The following is a 17,487-nucleotide window of genomic DNA, read 5'->3' as shown; positions in this document are numbered from 1 at the left end:
AGTACGGCCGAAACCGAGTTCCTCTCACGTTTTCCTCTACGCATTCCATGTTGCCGCGCGCCTACCTGCTTGACCGATTCCGCACCGATGCCAGCGTGCTTCGCCAGCGCGCCGAGACGCTGCGCGGCAGTCCGCCCCAACCCGGCCCGGACGCCGACACCTCGGCACGTATGGCTGCTGCCTGCGATGATGTCATCGGCATGATTGACGCCATTCCGGTCACCGATGACGCGCTGGCCATGATCACCACGCTGACGGCGTTGATCCCGTTGCTGGAGCAACGCGCGGCTGCCGTGGCCGGCACGCCTGCCGTGCGCGCCGTGTACGCGGGCGCCGCGACCCGCATTCGCGAAGTGGCCGCGGCGGAAACCGGTCGACCGACGGGCGACCCGGTGGATCACGATGACGAGATGGACGAGGACGACGACGCATGAGTCGGCGCGGTCGTCCCCCGGCACCGGAACCCGTCGAAGCGGACGACGCACCGCCGGGCAAGGCGCGACTGGACAAATGGCTGTGGGCGGCGCGGTTCTTCAAGACGCGCGCCTTGGCCGCCGAAGCGATTGATGGCGGCAAGATCGAAGTGAACGGCGAGCACACCAAACGATCCAAACTGGTGCAGGCCGACGATCGCATTCGGTTGCGCGACGGGCCGTACGAGTGGCAGCTGATTGTGCGCGATATTGCACAGCGCCGCGGACCGGCGTCGGTGGCGCAGCAATTGTACGAAGAGTTGCCGGACAGTCGTGCGCGGCGCGAGGCGGTGTACACGCAACTGAAATCGATGCCGACGGCATTTGCGTTCGGCGACAGCCGTCCCGGCAAGCGGGATCGCCGCGACCTGCGCAAGCTCAAAGGCGATCGCTGACTCGCAGCGCGGCGCGGGTGAGGCTGACCACCACGTCGGCCGTGTCGCGTGGTTCCAGTGCATACACCGAAGCCGCCAATCCGCGAGCCAGCGCGGCTGCCCGAACGGCGTCGGCATCGTCGGGGGCATCGACCAGGAACACCGCAACCACGGCGGGATCGGCCAGACACTTGGCGGCTTCGGCCGCGCGCGACGACACCCGCACGCGCACCGACAGACCGTCGGCGGAACGCAGCGCCGTTGCCAGCGACGCGCGGCGTGCCATCGTTCCGCCGTGTACCAACACGGCGCCGTTCACAACGCTGTTCACGACGCTGTTCACGGCGACGTGCCGAACTCCGACAGGAGCGTGGTCAGCAACGGCACGTCCAACTGGTGCGCGCCATCAAACGATCGCACGCGGTACGGGACCTCCAGCGCGATGATCATCTCGGCCATCGCCGCCCGCGCCGCTTCCGTGGCGAACGGATCGTGGAGCCCGGCCACCAGTGTCGTTTGGGCGTCCTTCATCCGCGCGGTAAACGCCTGGCGATCGAGATCCTGCGCGAAACCTCCCGCCCAGGCGACGAACTCCCGCGGCGCCACGTGTCCAGCGGTCACCCAGCGCATGGCGGTGGCCACCCCCTGTGAAAACCCGAGCACCGCGATCTGCGGCGCCGAACCCTGTCCGGCCGTTGACTCCGCGACGATCTCGTCGTGTACCGTATCCAGCCATCGATGCGCATCCGCGATTTCCGACTCGCGCGATTCACGCGTCAGCCAGGTGGCGCCAATGCGTTGCATATGCCCGCCGTCGGCACGCGGCATCTCGAGATAGAAGCGCGACAGTGCTTCCGGGGCGACAATGCACGTGTCCTCGGGGATCGCCTGCTCGAAGGCGCGGATGAATCGCGTGGCCAGCATCCCGTAGCCGTGCAACGCAAACCAGATGCGTCTGGCGTGGGCCGGCTCGGCGCCCAACAGGGCGTATCGGGCCGTCCGTAGCGTGGATCGCTGACGAATGCGCGGCACGGCGCCGGTCGCCGGTGTATTGATGGTCACGGCAGATACGCGATGGCGGAAATTTCCACGAGGATGCCGCGCAGCTCTGCGCCCACCACGGCGCGCGTGGGATACGGTGGGGTGAACACGGTCTTGTAGACCTCGTTGAACCGGCCCCAATCATCCTCGTCGGCCAGATAGACCGTCACACTGACCACGTGCTGGAGGGTGGCACCGCCGAGTCCAAGAATGCGCTCCACATTGGCCAGCGTCAGGCGTGCCTGCTCTTCAACGGTGGTTCCGACAATCTGTCCGGTGGCCGGATCACGGGGCGTTTGCCCGGAAACGAACAAAAGATTGCCGGCTCGCACCCCCGGAGAGTAAGCTCCCGCAGGTGGTGGCAGCTCCGGCAGGTGAATGGGTGTCCAATCACGCGCAGTGGGAGACATGGCAACAAACTCTCGAAGGGGATGTGTGGGGGAGGCGGCATGACGACGTTTCTGGAGCAGATGGAAACGCCGGTGCCGGTTGTTGACCTCGACCGGTTGGCCTTGAATCTGGACCGGATGGCGGCATACGCCACCCTCCATGGTCTGCAATTGCGCCCGCACGTGAAGACCCACAAGTCGCCGCGGATTGCCGCCGAGCAGCTCCGGCACGGCGCGGTGGGACTCACCTGCGCCACACTGCGTGAGGCCGAGGTCATGTGCGAGGTGTGCGACGATCTGCTGGTCGCCTATCCGCCCGTGGGCGCGGCGCGCCTCGAACGGCTGGCACGATTGCCGCAAAACGTTCGGGTGGGCGTGGCGGCGGATGATGCGGCGGCCCTCACCGCGCTCTCCGTCGCGGCAAAACTCGGTCGGCGGCAATTCGATGTGTACGTGGAGGTTGACGTCGGCATGCATCGTGTCGGTGTGGCGACGCCCGACAAGGCGATTGCCCTCGCGCGCGCAATCAGCGACGCCTCGCAGCTGACGTTCGCCGGGCTGTTGTTCTACCCTGGCCACATTCGACAGGATGTGGGCGATCAGGCGGCGCCGTTGGCGCAGCTGACGACCACACTGGCGCGGTACACCGAGGCGCTGCGCGACGCGAGCCTCCCGGCGCGCGTGGTGAGTGGCGGCTCGACACCGGCCGCCTGGCGCATGCACGAAGTCCCGGGAGTGACCGAGGTGCGCCCCGGCACGTATGTGTACAACGATCGCACCACCGCCACGATTGGTGCCTGTGACTGGGACGATTGCGCACTCACGGTGCTCGCCACGGTGGTCAGTACGGCAGTCAAGGGTCAGGCGGTGATCGACGCCGGATCGAAGACGCTGGGTCGTGAGCCCCTTCGTGCCGACGGCGACGGGTTTGGGGCGTTGCTCGACCATCCCGAGGTGGTGGTGGCGCGCATGTCGGAAGAACACGGCATTCTTGACCTGTCCAAGTCCGACTGGCGCCCGCGCCTGGGGGAACAGGTGCGCATCGTTCCCAACCACGTGTGCATTGTCGTGCATCTGTTCGACGAGATCATCGGCGTCCGCGGTCACGCGGTCGAGACGCGATGGCCGGTGGCCGCGCGTGGCCGCGGGCCGGCCATGGAATTCGACGACCTGGGGCCGTCGCGTCCGCGGGCGGTCTGACGCGCGACGCGATGGCGACCGCGGACCGGCGCATCCTGTTGGTGGACGCCGATGCGTTCTTCGTGGCGGTGGCGCGCCAGGAAGACCCGGAAGGCGCCGGCCGCGCGCCCCTGCTCATCGTGGGTGGACGCCCCGGATCACGCGGTGTCGTCTGCAGCGCGTCGTACGAGTGCCGCGCATACGGCGTGCGCTCGGCGATGCCGATTGCGCGGGCCCTGCAGCTGTGCCCCAACGCGATGTGCGTGCCGGTACCCCGCGGAGCCTGCAGCAGACGCAGTCGGGAAATCCAACAGGCGCTGGCGCGATTTGCGCCGGTGGTGCAAGCGTCGAGCATCGACGAGTGGTACTGCGACATGGCGGGCACGGAAGCCTTGTATGGCCATGAGTCGTTGACGGCCACCGCGCATCGCCTTCGCGACGCCGTGTTCGACGCGACCGGGTTGTCCGTGTCCATTGGCGGCGGGGCCACGCGACTGGTGGCCAAGATGGCGGTGGAAGTGGGCAAGCCGAAACCCGGTACCGGCGCCACCGGCGTGCACTGCGTGACGCCGGGCGATGAGTCGCACTTTCTCGCGCGTTTCCGCCTCGGCGATCTCCCCATGGTTGGCCCGCGGTTTGCCGAGACGCTGGAGCGATTGGGACTGGTGACGGTCGCCGAGGCACAGGCCTGGACGCGCGAGGCGTTGGTTGCCCGTCTCGGTGAACGTGCCGGGCACTGGCTGTTTCGGCGCGTCCGTGGTCTGGATGATAGTGTGGTGACGCCTCGCGACACCCAGAAGCAGGTGAGCCGGGAAGAAACGTTTGCACAGGATCTGCACGACGAGACGCTGATTGATCGCGAGTTGTTGCGATTGGCCGTTCGCGTGTCGGCCGATCTCCGCAAACAGTCGCTGCAGGCGCGCACGGTGACGGTCAAACTGCGTGACACGGATTTTCGCACACGGTCGGCCCAGCGGACCCTCCGGTTGCCGATCGAGTCCGAACGGTCGGTGATGCAGGCCGCCCATGCGTTATTGCGTCAACTGCGCACTCGCCGCCGGGTGGGTGTGCGACTGCTGGGCATTGGCCTGTCACATTTCGACGACGGTCCACCGGAGGCGGCCCAATTGGGGCTCTTTGAGGCGTCGTCGCCGCCCTCCGACGAACCGGCGGAAAGCGCCCGTGATCGTGCGCTCACCCGAGCGCTGGATCGCATACGTCACCGCTACGGCGCCGGCTCGATCGTGCCGGCCCAGTTGATTGACGGCGGACGGGACCTTGGCCCCCGCGTCGAGGAATAGCTTCGAGCTGCGCCCCGCTACCGGGGGTCGGGGTGAGCGCTTACTTTCCGACCGATTCGGTTCTCCAGTTATTCCAGACGGGGTTTTCCATGAGTGCTGCGTACAATCCGAACAAGTTGGGCTGGGGTGCCGCGGCCCTCACCTGCGTGATGACCGCCACGCTGGCGTTTACCGCCTACACGATCCACAAGAATACGTACCTGCACCCGCGCGACCCGATGGCCGCGCAGGTCTTTCGCGATCGTGATGCGGCGGGTGCCGAGCATGCACCCGCCAGCGGTGAAGCGAAGCCGACCGACGCGAAGCCCGCGCACTAGGCGTTATACCGCCAGGGGTGCGCTTGGCCGAAGGGTTGCCATCGCTCCCACGGGTCTGGTGCTGCGGTTGAGCTGACGGATTTCTTCCCACTCCAGCACCAGCTTTCCGTTTGCGCGCTCCGCCTGCCGCTCCCAACTCATGATGGATTCCAGCGCCGCGTGGTCCACAAATGACGCGCGCTCGATATGAATGTGCAGTTCGGCCGACCGCGGAATGGCCTCCAGCGCCGTGGCGAGTGCCGGCAGGCGCAGAAACGTGGCCGCGCCCTCGATATGCACATGATATGTCTCGTCCACCTGCGTGGTCGTAAGCGTGAGATGCGTGAACGTGTACAACAGCTTCGCCACTGAGGCGACCACGCCGACCATGACGCCCGTGAGCAGATCGGTGAAGACAATAGCCAGCAGCGTGAGCGCATAGATCGCGAATTCGGCGCGCCCCTGGGCCCACAGCTTCTTCATCTGCGGAATGTTGAGCAGCTTGAACCCGGTGTATACCAGAATGGCAGCCAGCGCGGCCACCGGGATCGTCGCCAGCACGAACGGCGCGGCGGTGACCAACAGCAGAATCCACGCGCCGTGCAGGATCGCGCTGGTGCGAGTGCGACCGCCCGCCTCCACATTGGCCGCCGAACGCACGATCACACCGGTCATGGGCAACGCACCCACCGAACCGCAGATGGCGTTGCCAATGCCTTGCGCCACCAGTTCGCGATCGTAGTTGGTGCGCGGTCCATCGTGCTTTTGGTCGATGGCCGTGGCGCACAGCAACGTCTCGGCACTGGCGATGAACGCCAATGCGGCAGCGGCCTTGAGGATGTTCAGATCGCGGAGCGCGCCAAGCGTTTCGGCCGTTGGAAAGGTGAGCGTGGCCAACAGATTGTCCGGCACCGACACGAACTTGATGCCCAGCGCGAACGCTTGCGCCACACCCACCGCCACCATCACGGCCACCAGATGCGCGGGCACCAACTTGAGTCGCGACGGTGAGAATCGCAGCCAGGCCAGCAACGCCATGATGGTGACGAGTCCCACGGCGGCCGCCTGATGGTGCACAGACCCATCAACCGGAAAGACGCCCTTCATGATCGCCGCCGGAATGGACATCAGATTCATGATGCCGCTGCCCTTGGGACCATCGTCCAGCATCACGTGAAACTGCGAGGCAAAAATCAAGACGCCGATGCCGCCCAGCATGCCGTGGATGACCGCCGGCGAGACCGCACGGAACAGCTGGCCAATCTTGAACAGACCCGCTGTGAGCTGCAGCAACCCGGCCAGCAGCACGATGATTCCCAGCGTGGCCACGCCGAACTGCTGCACCAGCTGATAGACAATCACGGCCAGGCCTGCGGCCGGGCCACTGACCTGAAGCGGTGACCCGGCAATGGTGCCGACCACCAGCCCGCCCACCATGCCCGTCACGAGGCCAGCGGCGGGCGGCAGGCCCGAGGCGATGGCAATACCCATGCACAGCGGGAGCGCCACGAGGAAGACCACCACCGACGCCAGCGCGTCCTTGGGGAACGCCTCGCGCCAGTGCGGCCACGTTGTGGTGGACATGATCAGATTTCCGCCATAACGGCACGATTGCCGCGCTGCGACTCGGCCACCGTCACCTGATCCATGCGCACGAACTGCCCCTGCGTCGGATCGAACCCGAACACTTCGCCGGTTTCGATCTTGTACACCCAGCCATGCAACTTGACTTTCCCGCGGGCCAGTCGCGCCGCCACCGACGGGTGCGTTTTGAGGTTCTCGAGTTGCGCCAGCACGTTCTCCTGCACGCAGGCCGATACCAGCTTCTCACCTGTCAGCCCCACGTAATTCTCCTTCATCACGCGCTTGGTGCTCTCGGCATGCCCCAACCAACTGCGCACGGCTGGAATGTCCGCAGTCAGCGACTCGTCCAGCAGTCCCTTCATGGCCCCACAATGCGAGTGACCGCACACAATGATGTCTTGCACGCCAAGTCCCGCCACGGCGAATTCGACCGTGGCCGCTTCACCGCCCTGCGAGGCGCCGTAGGGCGGAATGATGTTGCCGGCATTGCGCAGGATGAACAACTCCCCCGGCTCGGTTTGCGTGATCAGGTTGGGATTGATGCGCGAATCGGAGCAGGTGATGAACAGGGCATCGGGCGACTGACCGCCCGCGAGACGCTCGAACAATTCACGCTGGGTACTGAAGAGCGTGGTTTGAAAGTGATGGAGACCGTCGATGAGTTTTTGCATGGGTCGTGGTGTGGGGCCGAGAGCGTTAGTGTTTCGACCAGGCGAGTCGCGCCCGTCGTAGATCGCGTTTCGTATCGCGAGATCCTTCCGGATCTGCCTCCAACAGGGTGAGTCCGTCCAGCAGCCATTGCGAGAGCGCCGGGTTGGCCAGTCGATAGTGCACATGCCGACCATCGCGCCGTTCCAGCACAATGCGGCGCGCTCGAAGCTTGCTGAGATGCTGCGACGTGCCCGACGACGAGATCTCGAGCAACGCCGCGATCGAGGCCACGTCGAGCTCGCCAGACCCCAGTTCCTCGACAATGCGCAACCGATGCGGATGGTCCAGCACCGAGAGCATGTCGGCCAATTGCTGGCTGGCGTTCGATCGGAAAGGCATGGGCCGTGAATGAGAGGACGGAGCGCGCCACGTGGCGACGCGTCGGCTGGCGTGGCAATCAACATGTGCATATGTTTGCACATATGAATACTTGCACGTTTTGTCGCCGCCCGCAAGCCCCCATCCACTCCAGCCGCGCCTCGTCGTGAGAATTCCATCCTCCCCGCCGCTGCTCGCCCTGCTCCTGACCGGGCTGGCGCCGACGCTCACCGCCCAGACGACCCCGTGGATCTCACGGCACCAGAACGCCCAGTGGCTGGGTGCCTTTGTGGACCAGCCGCTGCGCGGCCGGTGGTCGCTCTGGTTTGATGGGCAGTGGCGGCGACTGGACTCCGGACAGCAGCCGCAGCAATTGCTCATCCGGCCCGGGGTGCAACTCACGGTGGCACCCGGTGTGCGACTGGCGGCCGGGTATGGCTATGTGGCCACGGCTCCCTATGGAGCGCTCCCCATCGCGAACCCCACCCGCGAACACCGCAGCTGGCAACAGCTGTCGCTCACGCACAAGGCAAGCGCGCTGACGATCAGTCACCGGTATCGGCTGGAACAACGGTGGGTGACGGCCGTGCTTCCTGATGCGCCGGTCGGCGAGCACACCGCGCCAACCACCTACGCCAATCGGGTACGATATCTGGGGCGCCTGCAAGGGCCGCTGGCCGGCCCTTCGCCTTCGCCGTCGTCCCCTCCAGACGTTTGTCTGGGATGAACTGCTGATGCCCATCGGCGGCGGCGGCGCCACAGTGCAGGTCACGCAAAACCGCGCGGCCATCGGCATTGGCCTGCCGCTCGACGCGCGACAGCGCATCGAAATTGGTTACATGAATCTCTGGAATGCATTCGCGGCGCGGCGCGCGAACGAAGTGAACCACACCCTCACGCTCTCGTGGTTGCTGATCGCTCCTCCTACGGCACCGGAACCGTGAACCAGAACTCACTCCCCTGCCCGACATTGCTCACCACCCCGATTTCGCCGCCGTGCGCCTCCACAATCCCCTTGGAGATGAACAGTCCGAGTCCCGAGCCCGCGCGCAACAATCGCGGTGCCTGCCAGTAACGCTCGAACAATCGCGGCACATCGTCCGGAGCCACGCCAGGGCCCGTGTCGCGCACCGCAATGCGCACCGCCGATTCGCCGCGCTCGAGCGATAACGTCACGTCGCCGCCGCGCGGCGTGAAGCGCACCGCATTCCCGAGCAGGTTGGAGAGCACCTGCAACAGGCGCCCGCGATCGGCCGGCAGTGGGTCGATGCCCGGCGCGACCTGCACCGCGAACGTGATCCCGGCATCACGCATCGCCGGCTCGAACATGTCTGCGGCATCGTCGACCACCTCTTCAATGGACACGGGGCGCTGCTCCACCCGCAGTCGGCCCGTCGAGATGCGCGAGACATCCTGCAAGTCCTGGATCAGGTCGTTCGCCTGACGCGCCGCGGACCGGATGCTCTCCACGTCATCGCGGTTCATCAGGGCGCCCCCCTCGTGGTCCCCGCTCAACACGGCACCGGTCAGGAGAACAATGGCGTTGACGGGATTCCGCAAATCGTGCGACACCACGGCCAGCATATCGTCACGCTCGCGGACCGCCTGGCGCGCTTCATGGTAGAGTCGTGCGTTCTCCAGCGCCAGCGCGGCCAGTCCGGCATACTGGTCCGCCAACTGGGCGTCTTCGGGCAGATGCATGGCGCCAGACTTCGCGCGCACCACATGCAATACGCCGATGGCCCGTCCACCCGCTCGGAGCGGTACCATCAGCACCGCCGAAGCCCCCAGTGTCTCCACTCGCTCGCGATCCAGCGGATCGGGGAAATTCGCCTCTATCCATGCCTTCGTGTCCGAAATGCGTTGGGCCTCCACCTCATGCGCGGCGCGCCCGCCGCTCGTCGTCGGTGGGTTGTCACTGGATTCAACGGCCGCGCGCGACACCAGCGCGGCAGTCAACGCGGTGTGTGCGGCATCGGCATGGGCCGAGGCCACCCGCCGAATGCGACCGTCGGCCGTCACCAGCTCCAGGAGGGACCAGTCTCCCACCAACGGCAGCGGGAGTTCCGCCACGGTTGCCATGGTCGAATCGATGTCGAGTGAGGCAGCCAGGACCCACCCGGCCGCCGCCATCAATCGCTGGCGCTCTTCCACACGACGGCGTTCGCTGACATCGCGCAGCGTCACCATGAACGTTTGCACCCCGTCGATGGTCACACGGGCAATCGACGCTTCGGCGGGAAATCCCTCGCCAGTGCGCCGCAGACCCGAGATCTCCGCGCGTTGCGCCATGCGACGCGACGCAACCGCCCCCTCGGCGAACCGTCGCACATGATGGTCATGCACGGCGCGAATGCCCGCTGGCAGCAGGCGATCCAGCGGTTGACCCAGCATCTCCGCCTCGGTCCACCCGAATGTGTCCTCGGCGCCACGATTGAAGCGGATAATCTTGTACTGATTGTCCAGCGCGATGATCGCATCGGAGGAGATATCGACGATCGCGGCCAGCGCGGCGTCGGAATGCGTAGGCGTGTGCACGGGGAGTTCCGTCGGTTGGAGACAGTCGAGAATAGCCCGACGACCGTGACGCTAGCCAGTGTGACCGTGCAAATCCGTCACGACGGCATGTGCGCGGTGTGCTTTCGGCGATATTCTTAAGAGATGCGATCATTCGCCTTGCCCAGAATGCCACTGGCCGCGCTCCTGTTCCTCACGGTGGGAGCCATGCTCTCGTTCGCGCCAGACGGCGCGATCTGGCGTGAGCGAGTGTGGTACGCCGGCCTGATACTCACCGGCGTGCCCGTGTCGTGGAAGACGTTGCGGGGAATGCTGCGCGGCGAATTTGCGGCGGACGTGGTGGCGATGCTGGCCATTGCCGGTGCCATTGGATTGCAGCAGCCACTGGCAGGGTTGGTGGTGGTCCTCATGCAAACCGGCGGCGAAGCGCTCGAGACCTATGCCGTCGCCCGCGCCAGCAGCGCGGTGGAGGCGCTGGAGGCCGATGCCCCGCGCATTGCCCATCGCGTCGCTAACGCGGTGGTCACCGAGATCGCGGCCACGGCCATCGTTCCCGGCGATATGCTGCTGGTGCGTCCGGGCGAGCTGGTGCCGTGTGACGCCGAGGTCACGTCCGGTGCGTCACATGTGGACACCTCGCGTTTGACCGGCGAGCCCATTCCCGTCAAGGCGCTGGCGGGCACGAAGCTGCTGTCGGGCAGTGTGAATCAGGAGGGCGCGCTGACCATCCTGGCCATTCGCACCTCGCAGGACAGTCAGTATGCGCGCATCGTGGAACTCGTGCGCAGCGCGCAGGCCAGCAAGAGCCCGCTGCAGCGCATGGCCGACAAGATCGCGGTCTGGTTCACCCCGCTCACGCTCGCGGTCTGTGCACTGGCCTGGTTCCTCTCCGGCGACGTGACACGGGTGCTGGCCGTGCTCGTGGTGGCCACACCGTGTCCGCTGATTCTCGCGGTACCGGTGGCGATCATTGGCGGGATCAATCGCGCCGCGCGTCGGGCCATCATCGTGCGCAACGGCGGCGCCCTGGAGGCGCTGGCCCATGTGCAGACCGCGGTGTTCGATAAAACCGGCACGTTGACGATCGGCAAACCGCGCGTGCATCAAATTGTGACTGACGATGGCCTCACATCGGAGGCCTTGCTCGCCCTGGCGGCGGCCGTCGAGCAAGGCTCGGGTCACCTGCTGGCACGCGTGGTGGTGGCCGAGGCTGACGCGCGCAACATGTCCGTGGTGCTGGCGGACAATCTCCAGGAAACGCCCGGCAGCGGCGTGATGGGTCACGTGGCCGGTGTGACCGTGGCCGTGGGATCTCCTGCGTATTTACGCACGACCCTACCGGCGTTGGCGCCACGGCTGGACGCCATGGAGGTCGATGCCGACGGCTTGCGCGCGTATGTCGGTTCGTCGAATGGCGCGCTGGGTCGCATCGAATTTTCCGATGAGCTGCGTGACGACCTGCATCTCCTGTTCGACGAGCTGGCGCTCCTGGGCCTTCGGGACTCGCAGCTGCTCTCCGGGGATCGTTCCGAGAATGTGGCGAAGATCGCCGCGCAGCTGGGCATCACCAACTTCGCGGGCGACCTCTCGGCAGAAGACAAGGTGCGACGCGTGCAGGCGCTGGAAGCCAGCGGTCGGCGTGTGCTGATGGTGGGCGATGGCACCAACGACGCCCCGGCGCTGAGCGCGGCGAGTGTGGGTGTCGCGCTGGCGGGTCATGGCGGCGGCGTGGTGGCCGAAGCGGCAGATGTGGTGTTGCTGATCGACGATCCGGCGCGCGTCGCGGAAGCGGTTCGCATTGGACGCCGGGCGTTGTACATCGCGCGCCAGAGCATCGGCGTGGGTCTGGGGCTCAGCATGGTGGGGATGGTGCTGGCCGCGTTCGGCTATCTCACGCCGATTGCCGGTGCGCTGGCGCAGGAAGCGATTGACGTGGCGGTGATCCTGAACGCGCTGCGGGCAAGCTTCGATCAGTCCTGAAACGCCGAACGCCCCAGCCAATCGGCTGGGGCGTTCGGTCATTCGCAATCATCATGGGGGCGTATTTTCCAACCTCTCATTCGTCATTGCGTTCGGTCATGCCACCTTGGTGGACGCGCTTTCGGCCACAGCGACCCGATCGCGACCATTCTGCTTCGCCTTGTACAGCGCCTTGTCGGCGCGCGCCTTCCACTCCTCCGCGTCTTCCAGCGGCTCCAGCTGCGCCACGCCCACTGAGGCGCCGATACTGAACTCCATGGCCGGATGCGGCGCGGGCAACTGCGACAGCGTGTCACCCAACCGACGCGCCAGCGTCTGTGCCATCTTCCAATCGGTGTTGTGCAGGATGGCGGCAAACTCGTCGCCGCCGTAACGGCACAACACGTCGGACTGGCGCAGGAACACCTTGGTCAACGCGCGGCCCAGCGTCGCAATCGCGGTGTCACCGGCCTGATGCCCGTACATGTCGTTGACAAGCTTGAGCTTGTCCATGTCGATCATCAGCAACACCACTGGCTGCTTGGACAGCGAGAACATCTGCACCGCGCGCGCAATCATCGTATCGAACAACTTGCGATTGCCGATACCGGTGAGCGCATCCGTCGTGCTCTCGCGGCGCGCTTCTTCCAGTTGCTTGCCCAGCTTGTCCAGCTTGGTGGCCAGGTTCGTGTACTGGTCCGCCTGTTGTTCGCGGCGCGACTGCAGCGCCCCTTCAATCGCCAATACGGCGCCCAGCACATCCTGCTTGATGGATCCGGGCTGCAAACGCTTCAGCGCGTTGCGGGCCTTGTCCATCTGGTCGTTCGTGGTCACGTCCGTCTTCTGATCCACCTTCACCGCATTGTGCACCGTCTCGACGCACGCCCACAGCGCGTCACGCAGCTCGTTGATGGAGCCCGCCACGTGGCGGTGCTCCTCGCGACGCTGCTCGGTCACCGTGCGAATGATGCCGCCCCAGTCGCGGTCGGCGACACCAACTGAGCCCGTCTGATCCGCCTCGTCGAGTCCGTAGCCCAGCGTCGCGTGACGCTGCCACTTGGCGATTTCGCGGGCGCTTTCCTCACCCGGACGGTCCGGCAAATCAATGGGATAGCGCGCCAGCGCGGTCAGCACACCACCAAGGGCGTCGATGACCATGCCGATACTGTCGTCGCTCGATGAGGACGAGCGTTGAGGCGCGGCGCTGGCAGCGGCACCGCCCTGGATCACATTGAGCTGCGGGGAGCCATTGACGCCGTTCGAGCTGCTTCGCTCGGACGCGGGACGTGGCTCGGGTGTGGATTTCTTGAAGAACATGGTAAGGGGTAGAGGTGTGTATTCGTCTATCGGCAGGTGGTCCCACCGAGTTGAGTGCCGGACACCCCACTGTTACAATCCCGGCACCCCCGTCACACCCTGACCCGCTTGGCCCGTCAATGCACGGTCAAACGCTCCGTCAGAACTGCTCGACGTCCAGCGCCATGATGGGCGCGCACCCCGACTGGATCGCGGCCAGCAGCGTCGCGGCCTCGGGAAGCAACCGCGCCATATAGAACCGGGCGGTCTTGATCTTGGCCTCCATGAAGCGCGCGTCGCCGGAACCGGCAGCGAGCTTGGCCTTGGCGACCGTGGCCATCCGCATCCACTGCCATCCCACCGCCACGTAGCCCATGAGGTGCAGGTATTCAGTCGCGGCCGCACCCGCTTCGTCGGGGTTGGCAAAGCCCCGTTCAGCCAGCATCATCGTGGCCTTCTGCAGCTGATACAACGACGCGCCCAGCGGCTTCGCGAATTCTTCCATCGACGGGTCGGCCGACGACGCGTCGATGTCCGCCTTCACGATTTCAAAAAAGCGTCGCACCAGTCGCCCACCCTCCATGGGCAGCTTGCGACCCACGAGATCCAATGCCTGCACCGCATTGGTGCCTTCGTAGATCTGCCCGATCCGCGCATCGCGCACATACTGCTCGATCCCGTACTCCTTGATGTATCCGTGACCACCCAGCGTCTGCAACGCGATGTTGGTGTTGTCGAAGCCCTTGTCGGTGAGGAACGCCTTGATGACCGGCGTCATCAGCGCCACGATGTCGGCCGCTTCCTGCTTGACGGCGGCATCCGGATGACGATGCTCGAGATCGATACGGATACCGATCCAGTAGGCGAGCGAGCGCATTCCCTCGTTGAACGCCTTCACGCGCAGCAATCCCTTGCGCACGTCGGGATGCACGATGATGGGGTCGGCCGGACCAGACGGATTCTGCGGACCGGTCAGCGCCCGACCCTGCAATCGCTCCTTGGCGTACGCCAAGGCGTTCTGGTACGCCACCTCGGCGAGTCCCAGCCCCTGCAATCCCACCGCCAGGCGTGCGCCGTTCATCATCACGAACATCGCCTTCATGCCCTTGTGGGGTTCGCCCACCATCCATCCTGTCGCGTTGTCGAAGTTCAACACACAGGTGGCCGACGCCTTGATGCCCATCTTGTGCTCGATGGCGCCGCACGTCACACCGTTGGGCGTGCCGGGTGTTCCTTCGTCCGTCGGGAGATACTTGGGCACAAGGAACATCGAGATGCCTTTCGTCCCGCCCGGCGCATCCGGCAGCTTCGCCAGCACCAAGTGGAGGATGTTCTCGGTCAGATCGTGCTCGCCGGCCGAAATGAAGATCTTCGAGCCCGTGATCTGATACGCCCCATCGCCGGCCGGGACGGCTTTGGTGGTGAGGATGCCCAAGTCGGTGCCGGAGTGCGCCTCGGTGAGGCACATAGTGCCACTCCAGGTGCCATCCACCAACTTGTGCAGAAACCGCTGCTTGATCTCCTCCGACCCGTGACTCATCATGGCGCTGTACGCGCCGTGCGAGAGTCCAGGATACATGCTGAACGACAAGTTGGAGGAGCACAGCATTTCCTCCATCACGAAGCCCACCGTCTCGGGGAGCCCCTGACCGCCGAACGCGGGGTCGGCCACCACGCTCGTCCACCCGGATGACGCGTACTGCCTGTACGCCTCCTTGAATCCGGATGGTGTCCGCACCGCGCCGTTCTCCAGCGTCACTCCTTCCGCGTCCCCCGACTGATTGAGCGGAAACAACACCTGTTCGCAGATGGCGGCCCCTTCGGTCAAGACCGCGTCGATCAGGTCGGGGGTGGCCTCTTCGAAACCGGGGAGTGCCGACAGCTGCGCCACGTTGTGCACGTCGTGCAGCAGAAAACGGATATCGTCGAGCGGAGCCTTGTACGCGGGCATGGACAACGTCCTCGGAGGCGAGGGACAAGGGAATGGGGTCCCGGAAAGTTGGCGGGTCCGCAGGCGTCGGGCAAGCGCCGATTGTGACGGTAGCGTCATGTTTGGCCTGCCCGTCAGCCGGGACGCGGTCTTCCTGCTAGACTCCTTCGTATTCCGCAGTACACGCACGGATACCCGGAGCCCCGCATGAAGGCGTTTTTCACGGCCATTGCCGCCAACCTCGTCACCATCGCGCTGTGCGTGGTGGGTGGGTTCATTCTTCTCATTGGCATTGCCGCGGCGGCTGGTGGCAGCAAGCCGGTCACCGTCAGACACGGATCGGTGCTCATCATCGATCTCGACCAGACGTTGGTGGATGCACCGACCGGCACGGAACATCGATCGGTGCTCGACGACGCGCTCATGGCGGGCGGGAAGAACACGGTGCCGCTGCGCGCCGCCATCCTGTCACTGCGCGCCGCGGCCGGCGACGACGACATCAGCGCGGTCCTGATCCGCGGCTCGATCAATCCCAGCGGGTACGGCTCGGGATATGCGGCGCTGCGCGAGCTGCGCGCGGCCATCGGCGACTTCCGCAAATCGAAGAAACCGGTGCATGCCTACCTCGTCAACCCGGACACGCGCGACTACTACCTGGCGTCAGCGGCGTCGGTGATCACACTCGATCCGTTCGGCGCGTTGCTGCTCCCTGGCATGGCGTCCGAGCAGGTGTTCTTCGCGGGATTGCTCGAGAAGTACGGCATCGGGGTGCAGGTGAGTCGGGTTGGTCGATTCAAGGCCGCCGTTGAGCCCTACACCCGCACCAGCATGAGCCCCGAAAGCCGGCTGCAAACGCGCGCCTATCTCGGCGAAATGTGGAGCGAGGTGAAGCGTGGTATTGCCGACAGTCGCGGTGTGGACACCACGACGTTGCAGACGTTGGTCGATACGCAAGGCATCATTCAGCCGGCCGATGCGAAGTCGGCCCAGTTGGTGGACCGCGTGGCCTATTTCGATGAGGTGCTGGCCGACCTCGAGGTACTGGCCGGTGTGCGAAACAAGACAGTGGCCGGCTCGCCCCGATCGGACAGCGTGGCGGTGACGCCGGCCACGGCTGATGGCAGCAAGCCCGACGTCGCCACGCTCCTCAACCTGCCGACGCTGCCGCAGGTTGCGCTCGAGGACTACGCCCCGATTGCGTCCGCGCGGGCGCGGACGTTTGGCGCGAAGCAGAGCGTCGCCGTTGTCTATGCCGAGGGTGACATCGTCGATGGTCAAAGTTCGCCCGGCAGCATCGGCGGTGACGGGATGGCCCGCGAACTTCGGCGGTTGCGCGCCGACGCCTCGGTGCAGGCCGTCGTGCTGCGCGTCAACAGCCCCGGCGGCAGTGCCATTGCGTCGGAGAAAATCCAGCGCGAACTGGCGTTGATTCGTCGGACGAAACCGATCGTCGTGTCGATGGGCACCATGGCCACCAACGGCGGCTACTGGATTTCCACCGCGGCCACGCGAGTGTTTGCGCAGCCCAACACGATCACCGGTTCCATTGGCGTCTTTGCCCTGGTGCCCAACCTCAAGGGCATCGCCGCCAAGAACGGCATCACGTTCGACACGGTGAAGACCGGTCGCTATGCGGACATCTTTACGCTGACGCGTCCGCGTACCGAGGCCGAGTTGGCCATTTTGCAGCGCGGCACCGACGCCGTGTACGCGGCGTTCATCGATCGCGTGGCCACGGCCCGCAAGATATCGCCCGATTCGGTGCGTTCGATTGCGGAAGGCCGTGTGTGGTCGGGCACCGACGCCATGCGCATCGGTCTGGTGGATTCCATCGGCGGCCTGGATGTCGCGATCAAGAGTGCTGCCGGGTTGGCGAATATCACCGGCGATTACGACATCAAGGAGTTTCCGCGCACCAAGACCACCGCCGAGTTGCTGACGGAGATGTTCGAGCGTAATCCGCAGCCTGTGGCGGCCGTCGGCAACGCCCTGTTTTCCGGGCGTGGACCGGCCCAACGGATGGGCCGGGAGGTACTCGAGCAGATGAGTGCCCTCTTGCGCTTCGACGATCCGCGCGGCGTGTATGCGCGCATGCCGTATGTACTGATCGTTCGCTAGC

Annotated in this window: 18 protein-coding genes; 9 read left to right on the top strand and 9 right to left on the bottom strand. The window is 65.5% G+C overall.

The window, feature by feature from the left end:
- Positions 1-47 precede the first annotated feature (47 nt).
- Together IPP90_05780 and IPP90_05775 are read left to right on the top strand one after the other, a co-directional pair.
- Positions 48-434, top strand: coding sequence for a hypothetical protein (locus IPP90_05780; GenBank protein ID MBL0170233.1), 387 nt, complete (start codon positions 48-50; stop codon positions 432-434).
- Positions 431-868 carry an RNA-binding protein gene (locus IPP90_05775; GenBank protein MBL0170232.1) on the top strand — a complete coding sequence of 146 codons (438 nt, stop codon included), beginning with the start codon at positions 431-433 and terminating at the stop codon, positions 866-868. Before IPP90_05780 ends, IPP90_05775 begins: the two co-directional genes overlap by 4 nt.
- Here the strand turns inward: IPP90_05775 and IPP90_05770 are convergent.
- Genes IPP90_05770 through IPP90_05760 form a run of 3 tightly spaced genes read right to left on the bottom strand, consistent with a single transcriptional unit; the run spans position 852 to position 2,298 of the window.
- Complete coding sequence (locus IPP90_05770; GenBank protein MBL0170231.1) at positions 852-1,190, bottom strand: hypothetical protein; 339 nt, start codon at positions 1,188-1,190, stop codon at positions 852-854. The genes IPP90_05775 and IPP90_05770 overlap by 17 nt on opposite strands.
- Positions 1,187-1,909 carry an esterase gene (locus tag IPP90_05765; GenBank protein MBL0170230.1) on the bottom strand — a complete coding sequence of 241 codons (723 nt, stop codon included), beginning with the start codon at positions 1,907-1,909 and terminating at the stop codon, positions 1,187-1,189. Before IPP90_05765 ends, IPP90_05770 begins: the two co-directional genes overlap by 4 nt.
- Complete coding sequence (locus tag IPP90_05760) at positions 1,906-2,298, bottom strand: reactive intermediate/imine deaminase (protein ID MBL0170229.1); 393 nt, start codon at positions 2,296-2,298, stop codon at positions 1,906-1,908. The genes IPP90_05765 and IPP90_05760 overlap by 4 nt, the downstream gene beginning before the upstream one ends.
- Before the next feature lie 39 nt (positions 2,299-2,337).
- Here IPP90_05760 and IPP90_05755 point away from each other — a divergent pair, with 39 nt between their 5' ends.
- From IPP90_05755 to IPP90_05745, 3 genes are all read left to right on the top strand, one after another.
- Positions 2,338-3,477, top strand: a complete 1,140-nt coding sequence (locus IPP90_05755) for an alanine racemase (GenBank protein ID MBL0170228.1) — start codon at positions 2,338-2,340, stop codon at positions 3,475-3,477.
- An 11-nt stretch (positions 3,478-3,488) separates the two neighbouring features.
- Positions 3,489-4,757, top strand: a complete 1,269-nt coding sequence (locus IPP90_05750; protein ID MBL0170227.1) for a DNA polymerase IV — start codon at positions 3,489-3,491, stop codon at positions 4,755-4,757.
- An 89-nt stretch (positions 4,758-4,846) separates the two neighbouring features.
- Positions 4,847-5,074, top strand: a complete 228-nt coding sequence (locus IPP90_05745) for a hypothetical protein (protein ID MBL0170226.1) — start codon at positions 4,847-4,849, stop codon at positions 5,072-5,074.
- 3 nt (positions 5,075-5,077) lie between these two features.
- Here IPP90_05745 and IPP90_05740 read toward each other — a convergent pair whose 3' ends face one another.
- From IPP90_05740 to IPP90_05730, 3 genes are read right to left on the bottom strand one after another with little or no spacing between them, the layout of a single operon-like run.
- A complete protein-coding gene (locus tag IPP90_05740) occupies positions 5,078-6,637 on the bottom strand; it encodes a SulP family inorganic anion transporter (GenBank protein MBL0170225.1) in 1,560 nt (519 codons plus the stop codon).
- A 2-nt stretch (positions 6,638-6,639) separates the two neighbouring features.
- Positions 6,640-7,308 carry a carbonic anhydrase gene (locus IPP90_05735; protein ID MBL0170224.1) on the bottom strand — a complete coding sequence of 223 codons (669 nt, stop codon included), beginning with the start codon at positions 7,306-7,308 and terminating at the stop codon, positions 6,640-6,642.
- Between the two features lie 25 nt (positions 7,309-7,333).
- On the bottom strand, positions 7,334-7,687 hold the full coding sequence (locus IPP90_05730) for a helix-turn-helix transcriptional regulator (GenBank protein MBL0170223.1): 354 nt from the start codon (positions 7,685-7,687) through the stop codon (positions 7,334-7,336).
- Between the two features lie 145 nt (positions 7,688-7,832).
- On the opposite strand from IPP90_05730, the gene IPP90_05725 reads away from it, so the two are divergent.
- Positions 7,833-8,393, top strand: coding sequence for a DUF2490 domain-containing protein (locus tag IPP90_05725; protein ID MBL0170222.1), 561 nt, complete (start codon positions 7,833-7,835; stop codon positions 8,391-8,393).
- Positions 8,394-8,400: 7 nt separating this feature from the next.
- Complete coding sequence (locus IPP90_05720; GenBank protein ID MBL0170221.1) at positions 8,401-8,610, top strand: hypothetical protein; 210 nt, start codon at positions 8,401-8,403, stop codon at positions 8,608-8,610.
- Here the strand turns inward: IPP90_05720 and IPP90_05715 are convergent.
- Positions 8,591-10,204 (bottom strand): PAS domain S-box protein, encoded by a 1,614-nt coding sequence (locus IPP90_05715; GenBank protein ID MBL0170220.1) that lies wholly within the window; start codon positions 10,202-10,204, stop codon positions 8,591-8,593. The two genes, IPP90_05720 and IPP90_05715, sit on opposite strands and share 20 nt — an antisense overlap.
- A 123-nt stretch (positions 10,205-10,327) precedes the next feature.
- Here IPP90_05715 and IPP90_05710 point away from each other — a divergent pair, with 123 nt between their 5' ends.
- Entirely contained in the window at positions 10,328-12,163 is a 1,836-nt protein-coding gene (locus tag IPP90_05710; protein ID MBL0170219.1) for a heavy metal translocating P-type ATPase, read from the top strand.
- A 96-nt stretch (positions 12,164-12,259) separates the two neighbouring features.
- On the opposite strand, the gene IPP90_05705 is transcribed toward IPP90_05710, so the two are convergent.
- Both IPP90_05705 and IPP90_05700 read right to left on the bottom strand, forming a co-directional pair.
- On the bottom strand, positions 12,260-13,459 hold the full coding sequence (locus IPP90_05705) for a GGDEF domain-containing protein (protein ID MBL0170218.1): 1,200 nt from the start codon (positions 13,457-13,459) through the stop codon (positions 12,260-12,262).
- Between the two features lie 139 nt (positions 13,460-13,598).
- Positions 13,599-15,389, bottom strand: a complete 1,791-nt coding sequence (locus tag IPP90_05700; GenBank protein MBL0170217.1) for an acyl-CoA dehydrogenase C-terminal domain-containing protein — start codon at positions 15,387-15,389, stop codon at positions 13,599-13,601.
- Between the two features lie 186 nt (positions 15,390-15,575).
- Between IPP90_05700 and sppA the strand changes: the two genes are divergently transcribed.
- Entirely contained in the window at positions 15,576-17,486 is a 1,911-nt protein-coding gene (gene sppA / locus IPP90_05695) for a signal peptide peptidase SppA (protein MBL0170216.1), read from the top strand.
- Position 17,487 lies beyond the last annotated feature (1 nt).

Source organism: Gemmatimonadaceae bacterium, from assembly GCA_016720905.1.
Classification (GTDB): Bacteria; Gemmatimonadota; Gemmatimonadetes; order Gemmatimonadales; family Gemmatimonadaceae; genus Gemmatimonas.
Note: the sequence above shows the minus strand (reverse complement) of the source record. Positions and strands in the feature narration are given on the sequence as shown.

Excerpts from the sequence above, each read along its gene's own strand:
- IPP90_05780 (MBL0170233.1), top strand. The coding sequence starts at position 48 with ATGTTGCCGCGCGCCTACCTGCTTGACCGATTCCGCACCGATGCCAGC.
- IPP90_05775 (MBL0170232.1), top strand. The coding sequence starts at position 431 with ATGAGTCGGCGCGGTCGTCCCCCGGCACCGGAACCCGTCGAAGCGGAC.
- IPP90_05760 (MBL0170229.1), bottom strand. The coding sequence starts at position 2,298 with ATGTCTCCCACTGCGCGTGATTGGACACCCATTCACCTGCCGGAGCTG.
- IPP90_05755 (MBL0170228.1), top strand. The coding sequence starts at position 2,338 with ATGACGACGTTTCTGGAGCAGATGGAAACGCCGGTGCCGGTTGTTGAC.
- IPP90_05750 (MBL0170227.1), top strand. The coding sequence starts at position 3,489 with ATGGCGACCGCGGACCGGCGCATCCTGTTGGTGGACGCCGATGCGTTC.
- IPP90_05745 (MBL0170226.1), top strand. The coding sequence starts at position 4,847 with ATGAGTGCTGCGTACAATCCGAACAAGTTGGGCTGGGGTGCCGCGGCC.
- IPP90_05740 (MBL0170225.1), bottom strand. The coding sequence starts at position 6,637 with ATGTCCACCACAACGTGGCCGCACTGGCGCGAGGCGTTCCCCAAGGAC.
- IPP90_05735 (MBL0170224.1), bottom strand. The coding sequence starts at position 7,308 with ATGCAAAAACTCATCGACGGTCTCCATCACTTTCAAACCACGCTCTTC.
- IPP90_05730 (MBL0170223.1), bottom strand. The coding sequence starts at position 7,687 with ATGCCTTTCCGATCGAACGCCAGCCAGCAATTGGCCGACATGCTCTCG.
- IPP90_05720 (MBL0170221.1), top strand. The coding sequence starts at position 8,401 with ATGCCCATCGGCGGCGGCGGCGCCACAGTGCAGGTCACGCAAAACCGC.
- IPP90_05710 (MBL0170219.1), top strand. The coding sequence starts at position 10,328 with ATGCGATCATTCGCCTTGCCCAGAATGCCACTGGCCGCGCTCCTGTTC.
- IPP90_05705 (MBL0170218.1), bottom strand. The coding sequence starts at position 13,459 with ATGTTCTTCAAGAAATCCACACCCGAGCCACGTCCCGCGTCCGAGCGA.
- IPP90_05700 (MBL0170217.1), bottom strand. The coding sequence starts at position 15,389 with ATGCCCGCGTACAAGGCTCCGCTCGACGATATCCGTTTTCTGCTGCAC.
- sppA (MBL0170216.1), top strand. The coding sequence starts at position 15,576 with ATGAAGGCGTTTTTCACGGCCATTGCCGCCAACCTCGTCACCATCGCG.